At 64.7% G+C, this 13,798-nt stretch carries 6 protein-coding genes and 2 pseudogenes; 2 read left to right on the top strand and 6 right to left on the bottom strand.

Annotation, left to right across the window (positions count from 1 at the left end; genetic code table 11):
* Nucleotides 1-67: 67 nt before the first annotated feature.
* The 4 genes and pseudogenes from OG251_RS43495 to OG251_RS43510 form a co-directional block, all read right to left on the bottom strand.
* Nucleotides 68-515 (bottom strand): annotated as a pseudogene (locus tag OG251_RS43495) (transposase); the annotation flags it as partial.
* 8 nt (nt 516-523) lie between these two features.
* Nucleotides 524-988 carry a hypothetical protein gene (locus OG251_RS43500; protein ID WP_326682832.1) on the bottom strand — a complete coding sequence of 155 codons (465 nt, stop codon included), beginning with the start codon at nt 986-988 and terminating at the stop codon, nt 524-526.
* Nucleotides 989-1,691: 703 nt separating this feature from the next.
* The gene (locus OG251_RS43505) at nt 1,692-2,303 is read right to left on the bottom strand and encodes a hypothetical protein (RefSeq protein WP_326682833.1); all 612 of its coding nucleotides are present in this window, start codon (nt 2,301-2,303) and stop codon (nt 1,692-1,694) included.
* 194 nt (nt 2,304-2,497) lie between these two features.
* A complete protein-coding gene (locus tag OG251_RS43510; RefSeq protein WP_326682834.1) occupies nt 2,498-8,518 on the bottom strand; it encodes a DNRLRE domain-containing protein in 6,021 nt (2,006 codons plus the stop codon).
* 777 nt (nt 8,519-9,295) lie between these two features.
* On the opposite strand from OG251_RS43510, the pseudogene OG251_RS43515 reads away from it, so the two are divergent.
* Nucleotides 9,296-9,439, top strand: a pseudogene (locus tag OG251_RS43515) (IS21-like element helper ATPase IstB); the annotation flags it as partial.
* Nucleotides 9,440-10,814: 1,375 nt separating this feature from the next.
* Here OG251_RS43515 and OG251_RS43520 read toward each other — a convergent pair.
* Nucleotides 10,815-12,257, bottom strand: coding sequence for a Cys-Gln thioester bond-forming surface protein (locus OG251_RS43520; RefSeq protein ID WP_385898751.1), 1,443 nt, complete (start codon nt 12,255-12,257; stop codon nt 10,815-10,817).
* 644 nt (nt 12,258-12,901) lie between these two features.
* Nucleotides 12,902-13,171, bottom strand: coding sequence for a CopG family transcriptional regulator (locus OG251_RS43525; protein ID WP_326682835.1), 270 nt, complete (start codon nt 13,169-13,171; stop codon nt 12,902-12,904).
* Nucleotides 13,172-13,610: 439 nt separating this feature from the next.
* Between OG251_RS43525 and OG251_RS43530 the strand changes: the two genes are divergently transcribed.
* On the top strand, nt 13,611-13,748 hold the full coding sequence (locus OG251_RS43530) for a DUF6192 family protein (RefSeq protein ID WP_326683027.1): 138 nt from the start codon (nt 13,611-13,613) through the stop codon (nt 13,746-13,748).
* Nucleotides 13,749-13,798 lie beyond the last annotated feature (50 nt).

Below are 13,798 nucleotides of genomic sequence, written 5' to 3' on the forward strand. Positions count from 1 at the left end.
AGAGAGTATGTGGTGACGGTTCTGTGAGCCCCACACTGCGGCCAAGGCATGTATCGGGCCGTGATCGTTGGGTGGGCCGGGTGAGGTCCTTGATCCAGATCATCGACGCGCGCAGGTGGGTCCGGCAAGGTAGCTGTCCGGGGTCTTGTCGTATCGGGTGGCGATGCCGCGCCGTGCCTTGAGTTTGTTGATCAGACGTTCGACGGTGTTCCTCTCTTTGACGGTGTTCCTCTCTTTGTAGAGGTCGGTGTCGGGGCTGACGGCCGACCGCCTTGGGAACCCTCCTTCATTCGGTTCGCGCCCTGGTCCTTCTTCTCCGGGATGACTGCTTTGATGTGGCGTTTTCGCAGGTGGGCGCGATTGCTGCGGGAGAAGTGGGCCTTGTCTCCGGCGACCTCGTCCGGCCGGGTGCGGGGGCGGCCGGCGGTCCCGTACACGCGCACCGTCCTCAGGGCGGGAATGAACTGCGGGCTGTCCGCGGCCTGGCCCGCGGTCAGGATGAGCGCCGGCGGGCGGACCGCCATCACCCGAGAGAAGGATTCACCGGCCTGCTACCCATGTCCCCAATCTCGTCAGCGAAGGCCAAGATTCCGTGCACGGGGCGCACAGGATAAGCATTCCTTTTGCGAATTGCGAACTTTTCCAACAACTCGTAGCCGACGCACAGTGTGACCTCGTTCCCCTCATATGATTCGAGGTTGATCACGGCAGCATCAAGCAGTGCAATTTCACCGACGAGCAAAGGTACATTGCGGCTGCGATGCCCCTTGAGCGTGACCACCCCGGCTCGCGCATAGAGTGACGGGATCAGTGCAGAACCGCTCGCATTGATGATGGTCTCACTGTCTGAATTGCTCAATTTAGAAATTTGAACATGGGCGTGCTCTAGAACTTCGACGAGGGCAACTATTTCCTGAATGGTAATCGCAATGATATCCGGATCGGCTGGCTTCAAGTAATCGCGGGCCTGGTCGCGGCGTCGGCGCATTAGATTCTCCTGGAAAGTCCCGTGGCAATACGCTGATTGCACTTGCATGCAGTCATGCCAAGACATAAATCACTCATGACTGGTGAATACGGCACCACAATGCAATGCTCCCTACTTTGTGCCCTATTTCCTTGTCGAGTATCCCATTCTCACATGCCGAAGCGTTGCTCTTAAATGCTTGCCGCAAGAGCTCTGATAGACAGAACCGACGCAAGGGGCTCCCTAATTGGGAACGATCGTAGGCTGCTGAAATAGCAAAGAAGGCTAGGAGACGGTAGTGAAACTACAGAGTGCCACAACGGCCAACGGATCTTCATCGCGAGAGTGGCTGTTCATAGGGGCTTTGTCCAGATCTCTGAATATCACGGATCTTCCGTAGTTCAATGGCACCGGCCACGCGAAATCCCGCGGCTCACGCTGGGGGCCGAAGGCCGGTAGACCTCGGAGAGCTTGTACTGGGTGCCGACGGCGGCCGCCGTCTGTTCTTGCGGTAGCTGCCACCTGGCCCTGGCGACACGAACTCGTCATCGCCCTCCACTGACTCGCGGCCCCGCCCCGCCCAGGCGACTGACCTGCAGATCCCCCGACCACTGCACCGGACCCTCACCATGCCTTCCGACCGGCACCACCCCAAAGGCCCCCACCTGACCACTCAGCAGCAGCAACTGAAAGCCGAGGCCAAGAAGGCCGTCGTCGACCGTGCTCAGATTGCGTTCGTGCCGCCCGCTTCATGGTGGATGGCCTTGCTGACATGCGGTTTGGTCGCTGTGAGGACGCTCCAGCTGGCGCCGCCGTCGAGACGCTTCCATGTGGTCACAGGGCGGGCGTCCATGGTCACCGTCGCGGTGTTCCGGTCTGTCTCGATGGAGATGCGCAGCCTCACCGGAAGGGCGAGCGAAGTCGCGCAGACGAGGGTGAGCTTGCCGTGCGTGAACTCCTCGACTTCATCGATCCGGGGGAACGGCACCTTCTTGAGGGCGTGCAGCACGCTGTCGGTGAGCTGGTAGGCGGTGGTGCCGGCGGGCACGGGGGTCCGGAACTCGGCGGTGCAGGGCACAGCCGCGGCCTCGGCGGCCAGACTCAGACCATGACGCGAGGCCGTACGCCAGGCATGCCACGTGCTCGACGTGGCGACCGCGGCAGACAGGACGACGCCGGCCAGGAGGCCGGCGAGCGCCCCTTGGAGCAGCGCGGCCGACCAGACGTCCGTGTCCTCCGATATCAGTACACCGGCCATGGCCGCCCCCACGACAACGGCGACCGAAGCGGCGGCCACGGCGGTGCGGCGCACGGTCGCGAGCCAATAACGGAACATGAAGTGGAGTCCTCGGTTTCTGTGTGAAGGGTTGATCAGACTACGTCCGGGCCCGGCGGCGTGGCCGCCGGGCCCGGACCGGTGGGGAAATCAGCCTATGGCTCTCTTGAAGCCGGGCATCTCACCAGTCGATCTTTCTCCGAGGCGACTTGCAAGTGAAGCACCGTGTCGCCTGGATTGAGACATGGAGTTCCTTACATCGCCTTGACGAATTTGTCCCATGCCTTGACCGACCCTCGGTCACCGTATCCCCGGAAAACCTTTCCGCCGATCTTCTTGATCAGCTTTCCTACTGTTCCGCCGAACCCGCCGATTGCGGCCCCGACGAGGACTGCTTTAAGGGCACCACGCGTAGTGAATCCGTGCCCTCCGTGGTGCGTGTACCAGTACCGCGCGAAGCCACTGATTCCGCCCCCGACGGCTCCACAGATGATCGGACCAGCGAATGGTGCGCACACCGCACCGACAATCGCTCCGATACCAGTGGTGAAAACACTGCACCAGAACCCGCAGGAGCGAGGCTTCTTCTGCTTCTTCCTGCCATCGAGGTCGTAGCAGTTGATGGGGTCGCCGCCGCAGTACTCATAGGCGTTGGCATTTCCCCCGTAAATCGGGTCCACGGAAAGGAATCTTCCAGTGGTCGAATCGTAGAGGCGCACGCCCATGAGCGTGACGCCGTTGGGGGTCTCAGCAGACCGCTGCTTCCCGCCGAGCCAGCCGTAACGGGCCGGGTCCGTCCCGGGGAGCAGGTTGCCGAATTCGTCGTAGCTGTTGACCACAGGGGTGGTGGAGTCGGCCAGCGGAATCTGAGTGGTGATGTCACCGTGGATGGTGGCGAGCTGAAGAATCACGTTGCCGTCGGCGCTCGTGGTGGCAATCAGGTCGCCGGCAAGGTCCTTGAGGTTTCGGCTGATCTCGCTGCCGCCCTCGGCGGTCCACTCAGGGCTGTCCGCGTCCGCTCCGTAGTGGTTCTTCTTGGTTCCGGTGGTGCTCCAGGCCGCATTCTCGTCCTGTTCCTCGACCATGAAGGAAGAGGGGCGCCCGACTGCGTCCAGATCGTACGTGGTGCGCTTTCCGCCGGCAGTGATCTGACGGACCAGATCGTTGTTGTAGTAGCTGTACGCCGCGCCGCCGGCCTGTGCGGTGGTACGGCCGAAGGCGTCGTAGACGGTGCCATCGGCAATGAGCCTGTCAGCGCTGTCGTAGGACGAAGAGACCGTCCTGGTCTCAGGTGCGCCGCCATCGACATCATCGACGGTGGTGGTCAGGGACTTCCGGTTGCTGTTGTTGTCGAAGGCGTAGGCGCGGTGAGTCGTGACGCCGACCTGCGAATCGTCGGTACGTGTGAGGCGGCCGGCCGCGTCGTAGGTGTACTCCTGGTAGGCGCCGCCTCCGGTGTACGTTGTGCGGTTCACGACCTGGTCGTGAATGTTCTTGCTGAGAGACTCCCCCTGGACGGTCCAGCCGGATTCCCAGTGCCAGTAGCGCGAGGTCTCGGCTCCCGTGGGGTCGAGGTTGAACTCGACGTCCATGTTCCAGGGCAGCTTCTGCTTGTAGAGGCGGCCGTCGGAGTCGTAGGAGGCCGTGATGTCGCCGATGCTGCCCATGACCGAGTCATGAGCACGGGTCGGCAGTCCCGCGGGGTTGTCGTAGGTGTAGGACGTCTCCGAGGGGACGGAGTTCGCACTCCGGATGACCCGGTCCCGGCTGTCGTACTGGGTGTTGGTGACGTTGCCGGCGCCGTCGTTGTAGGAGATCTCACGGCCGAGCTTGTCGTTGGTGCGGCGGATCGCGCTGGCGCCATCGGTGAGGGTCGCCACGGATCCGTTGCCGGAGTCGTAGGTGATCGACGTGTCCGGGACAGCGGTGCCGGAGCCACCGGTGATCTGCCCCTGCTTCAGGCGGCCGGCCGCGTCGTACGTGGTGACGCTCGTACGAGTGGTGCCGTTGGCGACCTCGACAGTCTTGGCGGGGTTGCCCCACCGGTCGTACTCGAACTTTGACGTGGCGAGTTCGTCCGGGTTGCCTGCTCCACCGGTGATCTTGCCTGCCGGGCCGGTGGAGCAGGGCAGGTCCGCCCACTCCGGGCGGCCTGCACAGGCACCGGTGCCCGTGCCGGACCAGTAAGTGGTGACCTTCGCTCCCGCGTCGGCTCCGCTCGACTTGGGCAGTGTGGTCTTGACGACACGTCCCTGTGCGTCGTATTCCGTGGCGCGGGTCAGCTGCAGGCCGTCGGGGTCGGTGATCTCCTTGAGGCGCAGACCCTTGGCCCAGTCGTAGGTCATTGCGGTGGTACGTATATCGCCATCGGTCGGGTATCCGTCGACGAATGCCCCGACAGACGTAGTGGTGGGCTGGTCGGCGATGCGTGCGCTGCCGTCGGCAGGCCTGCCCTCGTCATACCGGGTGACGGTATGGGAGCGGGCCGCGATCTGGGTTCCGGCTGTGAGGTCGGGGCTGTCGCTGTCGCCCTTGAGGCCCTTCGTCAGGGTCACCAGATGCAGCGGTTCGTACTCTTCCACCAGCCTGGCACCGTCAGCCGTGTACACCGAGACCGAGGCGAGTTGCTGTGCGCGTTCGGCTGGGGAGTCGGCGAAAATCCCCAGTTCCTTCTGGGTGTTCACCTGGTAGTCGGCGTTGCCCAGAGCAAGCTCACGGTTGGTCGCGCTCAGTTCGAATACGGTGTTGCCGAGTCGGTCGTACTGGGTGGTGGTCAGGTGCCTGCCCGGCAGACCGGTGTTGACCGGGAGACCGGAGGCGTTGGTGTAAATGACCGTCGCCTTGCCGTAGTCGCCTGCGCTCAGGTCGCTTCCCGTGTGGGAAGCCGGTACCTGGTCAGCGGGGAAGACTGCTGTTGCGTCAGCGGCGGCGTCGTACTGTGCCCAGGTCCTGGTGTCGGAAACAGCGACCTGATTCGGAGCCTTCGCTCCGGAGAGCGCGACGTCGTACACCAGGGAAGTAGTGGCCTTGCCGCCGTCCACCTCGTCCTTGCTTCCCGCCTTCAGAGTGGGACGAGAGGCGGACAGGAGCATGCCGTTGCCGGCGACAGTGGCCGCGCCGGCCTTGCCGTAGGCGAAGGTCCACGGCAGCTCGCCAGGCGGAGTCTGGGTGAGCACGCGGCCCGCGCTGTCATAGGTGTAGGCAGTCTTCAGCGCCGGGCTGATCCGCGGATCCCACTGCTCGCGCAGCCGGCCCGACTCGTCGTAGGCGTACTGGGAGACGACAGTGGACGTTGCCGTGGAAGCACCGGGGACCGTGTTCCACAGACGAATGCGATTCACCTGACCGGTGAAGTCACCCAAGGTCGAACCGGACGCGGTGGTCGCAGCGGCGTACTGGTACTCCAGAATCCGGCATCCCTTGGTGGAGGGAGCACTTGCGCAGGTGGCTGCCGACACGGCGGAACTGGGGGAGATCACGTACTTGGGGCGCGCCAAAGGCTTGCCGTTCACGGTGACCGTGTCGGAGGACACCGTAGTGGTGGAGTCACTGGTGGGCAGAGAGGTGCTCGACAGCTGCCAGGTGTCGAAGGACGCGCCGACCTTGGCGAATACAGCAGTGGCTCCGTCGCTCTCCCGCAGAGTGAACGACTCGGTGGTCTTCCCGGTGAGCGTGAGATCTTCGGCTCCGGGTTCGGGCTTCCAACCACCGTTGGTGGTCGCGGTGAACCCGGTTTCCGTTCCATCGGCGGCCACCACGGCAACCGAGGTCGAGGAAGTCTTGCGGAGGAATGTCCAGTTGCTACCGGACGTTTCCGCGATCGTGCCGGCCGTCCACTGCGGACCGAAGATCGCCGCCTGGCCTTCCTGCCGGCCACCCTCGTCGGGTGTGCGTGAAGAGGCCATGCGGGTCGCGCTCAGGGAAAAGCCTGAAGCGTCAGTAGCTGACAGCGTGAAGTTACCCGTCAGAGTGTTCACCGTGCCCGGTCCCACGGCTTCGCTCGGTGCCGCACCTGCGTCGCGGTCCACTGTGACGGTGCTGGCAGGAGAGGCGTCGGTGCTGGTGCCGTCGGTGAAGACCGCACGGACATCGACCGGGCCGTCCTCGCTGAACGTGTCGGTGATGTTCCAGGTCAGAGCCTCGGGCGTACCGGTGGTGACCTTCGCGGGCCAGGACGGCAGAGTACTTCCATCGGCCTTGCGACGTACGTCGGCGACCGGGACGTCCTTCCAGGTGTCGGTCTCGCCACGGCGGTACTGATAGCGCACCCCTGTGTCGGTGCTCTTGCCCAGAGCCGCCAACTCGGTCCGCCGAGCCGACCGATCACCCTCATTCGGGGCGAGCAGGGCCGCGCCCGAGCCGGCGTAGAAGACAAAGGTCTTGTCGGCCGAGACGTTGCCAGCCGCGTCCTTGGTGCGGGCTGTCAGCGTGTGCTTGCCTGCGCGGAACGACGGCTTCGCCGTCACCGCAGAGCCGCTGGTGGCAATCGACTGCCAGGAACCGCCGTCCAGCTTCCACTGCACCTCCTTCACGTCCGACGACGGCGGGGTGAGGGTGAAGGATCCGGTGAAGTCGCCGTTGCCGTTCGGGCTGCCCGACCACTGATTGGCGGGGAAGTCGGTGGAGGACACGGACGTCGCGGCCGGCGCGGTGGTGTCCACGGTCAGAGTGCGGAAGGCTGACCACGCGCTGTTGGCCGAGCCGTCGCCGGCTCGCACCCGCCACTTGTAGGCACCGGTCGCCAGTGCGGTCGGCGTCCAGGTCGCCTGCGCGCCCGATGCCGCCGACACATTGCCGGTCCGCAGCGCTGCACTGCCGTCGGCAGCCCATACCTCGTAGCTGAGGGTGACCTGGGAGCCGTCCCCGTCCAGAGCCTTCGCCGACAGCGCCGGGGTGCCCGAGGACGCCGAGGCCCGGTCGACGGGAGCTATAAGCGTCGGCACGCCAGGGATCGAGTTATAGGTGACCGACATATACGGAGTGTTGACCGCGGCGTTCCCGGAGTTGAACCGCTTCCACCCGTAGGGGTCGGACTCTTCGGTGGCCCGTACGCCCAGAGAGTTGGTGCCGTTGCCGTTCCCCGCCCATGACTTGGCCAAGGAGGTGACATCGGCGTTCACCCAGCCGTCGTTGCAGGCGCTGGAGAAGCCCTTGGTCTGTGTGCTGGAGCCGTACAGCGTGCCCCAGCTCGGCTGATTCGTCCAGAGGGTGGAGGCATTCGCGGCCCCGGTGGACCACACCTCCCAGCCCTTGGCCGTGCAGGACCACGAGTGGTACGCGAACAGGTTCAGCTTGGCGGCCGTGATCTGCTTGCCCGTGATGTTCTTCATGGGGAAGGACAGGAACGAACGCGCCACCTGCGAGGTGCCGTTGTTACCGATCTTCAGGTCCGTCGAGGCGGACTGACCGGTGGTGTAGCCCTGCTGGACGAAGGTGTCGAAGCTCGCACCCACGTTGATCGCCGGGTCAATGGTCACCGGGAACTGAGTGGAAGCGTCCGCCAGGAACTTCGCGTCCGGGGTCAGCGTCAGGGTGACGGTGTCGCCGCTCTGCGCGACCTTCACGTCCACCGGGGCCGTGTGGGTGCGCTCGCCGGACTTCTTGTCCGTCTTCGCGTCCCACATCACCGGAGCGGGCAGCACACCCACCGACTTGCCCTTGGCGTCAGCGAAGGAAACCGAACCGTCCTTGTGCGCCTTCGCCTCCAGCCCCTTGGCCTTGAGGCTGTAGGCGATCGCGCCCTTCGCATCAACAGCAGAACGGCTCTTGAGCTCCAGGAACTGCTCGTAGCCGGTACGGGTGGACTCGATCAGCAGGTCCGTCGCGGGCAATGCGTCCTTGTACCGGGCGACGTTGTTCTCGGCACCTTCGATGGCGGGCGTGGGCAGAGCCCCGTACCAACCCAGCTGAATCCGCTGCCCGGTACGGCCGTCCAGCGACACCAGCGGCGTACCCGCCTCGGCCGTCTTCTCCCCAGTGTTCTTCAGTCCCCTGGGTGCCGCGCTCCTGCCGCCGAGGCGCAGGCCGTGCGGGTGCCCCTTCGCGGCGACCGATCCGTCCGCCATCCTCTGCAACGAGACATCGACATCCTGCCAAGAGCCCTGATCGTCCCGGAACCGGACGGGACCGGCGTACGCGTCCTCCGTCACCGAGCCGTCAGCGTTCACAAAGACTGACGAGGTCTCGGTTCGCTCGTCCAGCGCCTCGATCCGACGCTTCTGGATCTTTGCCTTCAACCGGGCCGCCGCCAGCGAGTCCGCCGTCGCCGGGCCCACATCCTTTTTGCGCTCGGCTGCCTGCTGGACCCCCTGCAGCTCAACTGCAAAGGCCGTTTGCCCAGTCGTGACGACCGCAGCCACCTCAGCAGTCATCAACAGCGTCAACGCCGCAGCTACCGGGCGCCAACGTTGCATCGACGGAGGGGACAAGAAAGGTCTGGAGGATGGGACGGATCTCCGTCTTTCTCCCCGAAACGGGCCTATCACGCTTACTCCTTGTGCTACATGCGAATTGATCTTCACAGGATGATCTCATGTCCTCCACGTAAAGCGTGACGGATCTTCACGGGCCAACAGCGGTCCCGACCTTGGGCTTCGCCCACCCCTCCCTCCCATGGAGAGCATTGAAGGAGATAGCCCTCAAACCAACCTCAATGCGATATGTCCACCGTGGATTTAAAACGAGATGCAACATTTCACCCTCTCTCGGCTCTTTGGCTTAGAGAAAATCGCCACATAGCCACATTTTGTCCGGTTCAGCGGCCTCATGACTGATGTGACGTCACGCCTGCATAAGGTGGCGCATCCTGTAGAACAGAGAGGACACAGTGCCGACGGCCGCGGATGCGGGCGGGTCCGTTGTGGAACTCCGAGTGGTGCCATCCGCAGCTGTCCCAGCTGTGTAAGGTTCAGGTCCGGGGCCAACTGGCCAGGTCGTGGAAGACATCGACCAGACCGAAGATGGCGTATCCGGCGCGGCTCGCGGAGACAGTGCTGCCGCCGGCCGAGCGATATCCGCGGCCGGTCAGCGCAACATCCTTGCCTCACATCCGGACGAAGACGTTCACCGCCCCCAGGCGGCTCTGCGCGGCCATCATCGACCGCCTCAGCTTCGGCGGCAACATCATCGAAACCGGAACCGACTCCTGTCGTCGGGCCCGGACCAAAGCCCCAGCAGAACGGGCCAACACCGGCTGAGGGACTGCCGTATCGGGCCCGACTACGTGGTGCGGCCCTGAAGGTTCAAGATTCCGCGGAGGTCATCTGAGGGATCCTCGCTCGTCAACACGGTGCGACGGCACGGTCAGGAACACATCCAACGGGGCTGAACCATAGGCGATGTTGAAAGCCTCCCACCGGTAGGACCAGGACCCGCATGCATCCGGACAAACGAGCCACTTCACCTCTCGGTTCTGGCACACACGTGGGGGAACACGGTCCGCCGATGCGCCCGCGCGGCAACCCCCGAGAAGTTACTCGGCGGCCGGCGGCAATCACGGCCCAGCCGGCTCGCCCCTACAAGTCCCACCTGGACGAACGCTGGGCAGACGGAGTCACCAACGCGATCCATCTCCACTCCGAGCTCCAGGGTCTCGGCCCGCACGGCAGTCACCAGATCATTTGCGACTATCTGCGGCCACAACGCCGACGTCGGATCCATGTCGTCCGGCCCGCGCCACCAGGACTCCGACAAGTCACCGGGGGGATCGTGCGTCACCCCGACCGACGCTCTCGGAAAGCGAGGGAAGAGATGCTGGCCGAAGTCCTTACCCGTTGCCCGGAGCTCGCGGCGGCCCACCGTCCAGTCCGCGGCTTGGCTGCGATACTCACAACCCGCACCGGTCAGCATCTGAAGGACTGGGTGGTCAGCACGCGAGCCAAGAGACTTCCCGGCCGCCACTCTTTCGCCACCAGCCTGGGAAAACGGGCTGGGGCGCCGTCGTCCAGGGCCTGACGAGCCACGGGAACTCGGCCCCGCCGAAGACCGGGTCAACCACATCAGAATGGTCAAGCACCAGATGCTCGGCCGCGCCGAACTCCCGCTCCTCCGCGGACGGGTACTTCTCACCGCCGCCCGGTGATGGCCTGCCCAGGTAGGACGAAGCCGTCGGAGTACGTACTCCGACGGCCGGCAGAGGGCTCGACCAACCACGTTGGTGACGACGAAATACCCCCGGACTTACCCAACCGTCCTCTTTGCTCACAAGCCTGGGGCCGTCCTCGCGGTGGTAGCGACGCTACATACAGCGCAGCAGCGGAGTGCCGACCACCAACAGAACCGGAGCGGCAACGACTGCACCGACCGTCGCGCCGAGCCGGACTGCATGGATCCTGGCCACGCTCTCTCCGTATCGCTCCAGTCTGCCGATCAGAGGAAGCTCGTCCACCGCTCTCACGGAATGTGTGCCAGAACCCCGAACAAGCCGACACAGCCACCTCTCAGCAAGCCAGGTCAGGTGTCACCCAACCCTGCAGCAGTCCCTCCGCGAAATATGGGATCTCGATGACAACCTGAATGCGACGGGCCCGGCACGCATGGGCGTGCCGGGCCTGTCTGTTAACTGTCCGTCAGCTACTGACCGGCAGTCTTCTTCCTGCGCAGGATGTATACCGCCGCCCCGCCTGCGGCCACGAAGGCCGCTGCTACGCCTGCGATCATCGGTGTGGCGCTGGAGCCGCCGGTCTCCGCGAGGTCACCGCTGCCACCGGTCGTGCCGCCCGCCGTGTCATTGACCGGAGTGGGGCTCGGGCTGGAAGACGGGGTCTCCCCGCCACCGCCCGTGCCCGGGGCAGGAGTGCCTTGAGTTTCGCAGTCCAGGACGCCCTGGAAACGCTCAGAGAAGCCGTTGGGGCCGACGACGGTGAAGTCGTACGCCTCGTCCTCGCCGACCGGTACTGTCACGGTCTTCGTCTCGCCTGCACCGACCGTGTGCTTGACACCGCCGAGTTCGAAGGTGAAGGGGGCGTCGCCCTCGTTGGCGGCCTTGACGTCAATGCCGCCCGCGCTGCAGTTCTTCTCGGCCGTAACCGAGGGGATAGCACCCTTCGAAGCCCAGTTCACCGTTGCTTCCGCAGTGATCGTGGATTCGGTGGACCCGGCCAGGATCTGTGTCTGGCTCTTGCTCGCGCTCGCGAACGCCCGGCCGACCGGAACCTGTGTGGTCGCCTTGGTCGTGAGCGAGGCCCTGCCGTCGGCCGTGCCTGCGGGCACATCGAAGTACAACTCTGTGCCATTGACGGCCGACGTGACGGGCTGACCGTTCTTGTCGGTCACCTTGACCCCTGCCGCCAGGCCGTCGGCGTTGGCAGCGACGGAGACCTGGTCAGCATCGGTGCGCACCGTCACAGGACCGAGCTTGTCTCCTGACTTGCCGGATACCGCGTTCGGCTCCAGCGTCAGAGAGGTCTTCGGCTCCTGAAGGTTCTGGGCCTGAGACTCGAGCCAGTCCGCAAGCTTCTCGGCCTGTTCGTTCTTGGCCTCGACCTTTACCCCGTCCGAGATCCGCCAGATGGCGACCTGCGTACCGGCGGCGGCCGTCTTGGAGGTGAGCTCCCCGGCGCCCGCCTTCTGGGCGAGCGCTCCCAGATCGGCGGCCTGCGGGTACGAGTTCCGGAGGATCCAGAGGATCTTTCCGGCGTCCTTGTTCACGCCGAGCGACGTCTGACCCCACGGGGTCTCAAGGTACTTCGCCTTGCTCTGAGTCGGGTTGTGGATGTCGATGCAGTACGTCTGCAGTCGACCGCCGCCCTCGACACTCATCTCGAACAGTCCTGCGGAGATGTTCTTTGTCTTACCGTCACCGATGTCGAGACGGGCCGAGTCGAACGTCTTCAGTCCGTCCAGAGTGGCCACCGCACCACCCTGGTGGTGCGTGTCCTCCCCGTCAGCCGAGGCGCTGTTGGCCCCGGCAAGGGATCCCAGGACCAGTAGTCCGACCGTGGCCGCCGTTGCGGCTATCCGGCGACCGGCGGTCCCCCGCGCGGGCGTGACGGATGTTGGAAAAGTTGAAAACACAGCAGTCCCCTCCGATGCGGCTCATCCTTGAGGCGCGACAGATGCGCCACACGAGGTACGTGGGAGAGTCGCGAAACCAATGCCAAGTGCCCTATGAGCACGAGGAGATCCTATGAGCGAGATGTGCGAGAAGATCCTCAACGGCATCATCTCAATGTTTCGAATCAACATCGTTACTTGCGGTGATTGGGTATCCGAGTACGCACACGCTCCGTGACACCGGTTGCGCACCACCAGTGAGCCTTTCCCACCTCACGCTGAAGCGCAATGATGGACGAGGACTGCCTGGACCATCGATGATGCGGTGCACCCGCCAGAGTGGGCGCGCCCCGGGCCGCTGCCCGCACCTTCGATCCTCGCCCGCATCCCCGCGTCCCTCGGCCACCACGCGGTGCCACCACATCCCTCGGCCATCGCGGTGCCACCGCAGCTGCCCAGGGCGGTCCGTTCCGGAATTCTGGAACGGGTCCTGCAGGCAGGCGCATGGCGCCGTCCGCAACACGCCTTGCGAGAATGCTTCCTGCACGCATGTTTCGATCAGGGGTGGGTTCGTTGGTCTGGTGGGCGGAAAGGTTCCCCTGAGACGGTGAGCGTCCTGAGTGGACATGGGTCCCGTTGAAGTCCGTGGGGCCCATACGGTTCGGTCAGAGCAAGGAAGTGGCCGTGCTCGCAGACGGAGGTGCACACCTCTGCACATGGCTGGTGTGCACGCACAGGCGGTCCTTACGGGTCTGAGGTCCATTCCGATGACTCAGGGAGCTCCATGACTGTGCAACAGCAAGGCGGGGGTCGCGGACCGCGTCGTGCGCGGCCCGGCTGATAAGTGCGGTCACCGTGGTCCCCTCCGCCTCCGCACGCTCCTTCAGCAGGGCACGCAACTGGTCATCGACCCGGATCGTCACCGGTTTCGACATACCCCCGGCCGTACAGCAAGCCGTACAGCACGGTCAGGTTCCGTCGAGTCCGAGTTCGCCTCCGGCCGATGAGCGCGGGGAGTTCCGGCCAAGTTCTCCGACTGGGACACAGGGCACCTCCACCCGGCCGGACTGCCCAATGTACTTGCCTGACTACGGAACACTGGGGGCTGTTTTACCGCGCAGGGACAACCCCGTGACGATCCTCGGAAGCAGCGGCCAGCGGTGTGGGCGAGGTGGACCGGGAACTGCGGGCGGCGAGGTGCCGGGCGATACGGAGTGGTCGGTGACCGCGACGCTGACGCGGCTGGCTGGAACCGCCGTCAGCAGGGTGTCTCCTGCGCCGTTCACCGGACCTTGGCCTTCATCGAGAACCAGGAGAAGCGGTTCGCCGTGACCCTCAACCCCGTCTGAGGGCAAACCCGGTGGACACTGGATGATGCCCCGCCAATACGTGGGGAACCAGGTCGAGACTTCGGTGTCACCGCGGGAGAAGATCGCCGCGATCCGCTCACTGGCCCAGGGCAGTCAGGTTGCCGCAGCGGTGCTCCGGCGGCCACTACGCCGAGGGCCGTGACGGGCCTGCTGCGAAGAAGGGAAGGTGATTCAGCCGTTCGAAACCTTTCG

This window comes from Streptomyces sp. NBC_01237 (genome assembly GCF_035917275.1).
Classification (GTDB): Bacteria; Actinomycetota; Actinomycetes; order Streptomycetales; family Streptomycetaceae; genus Streptomyces.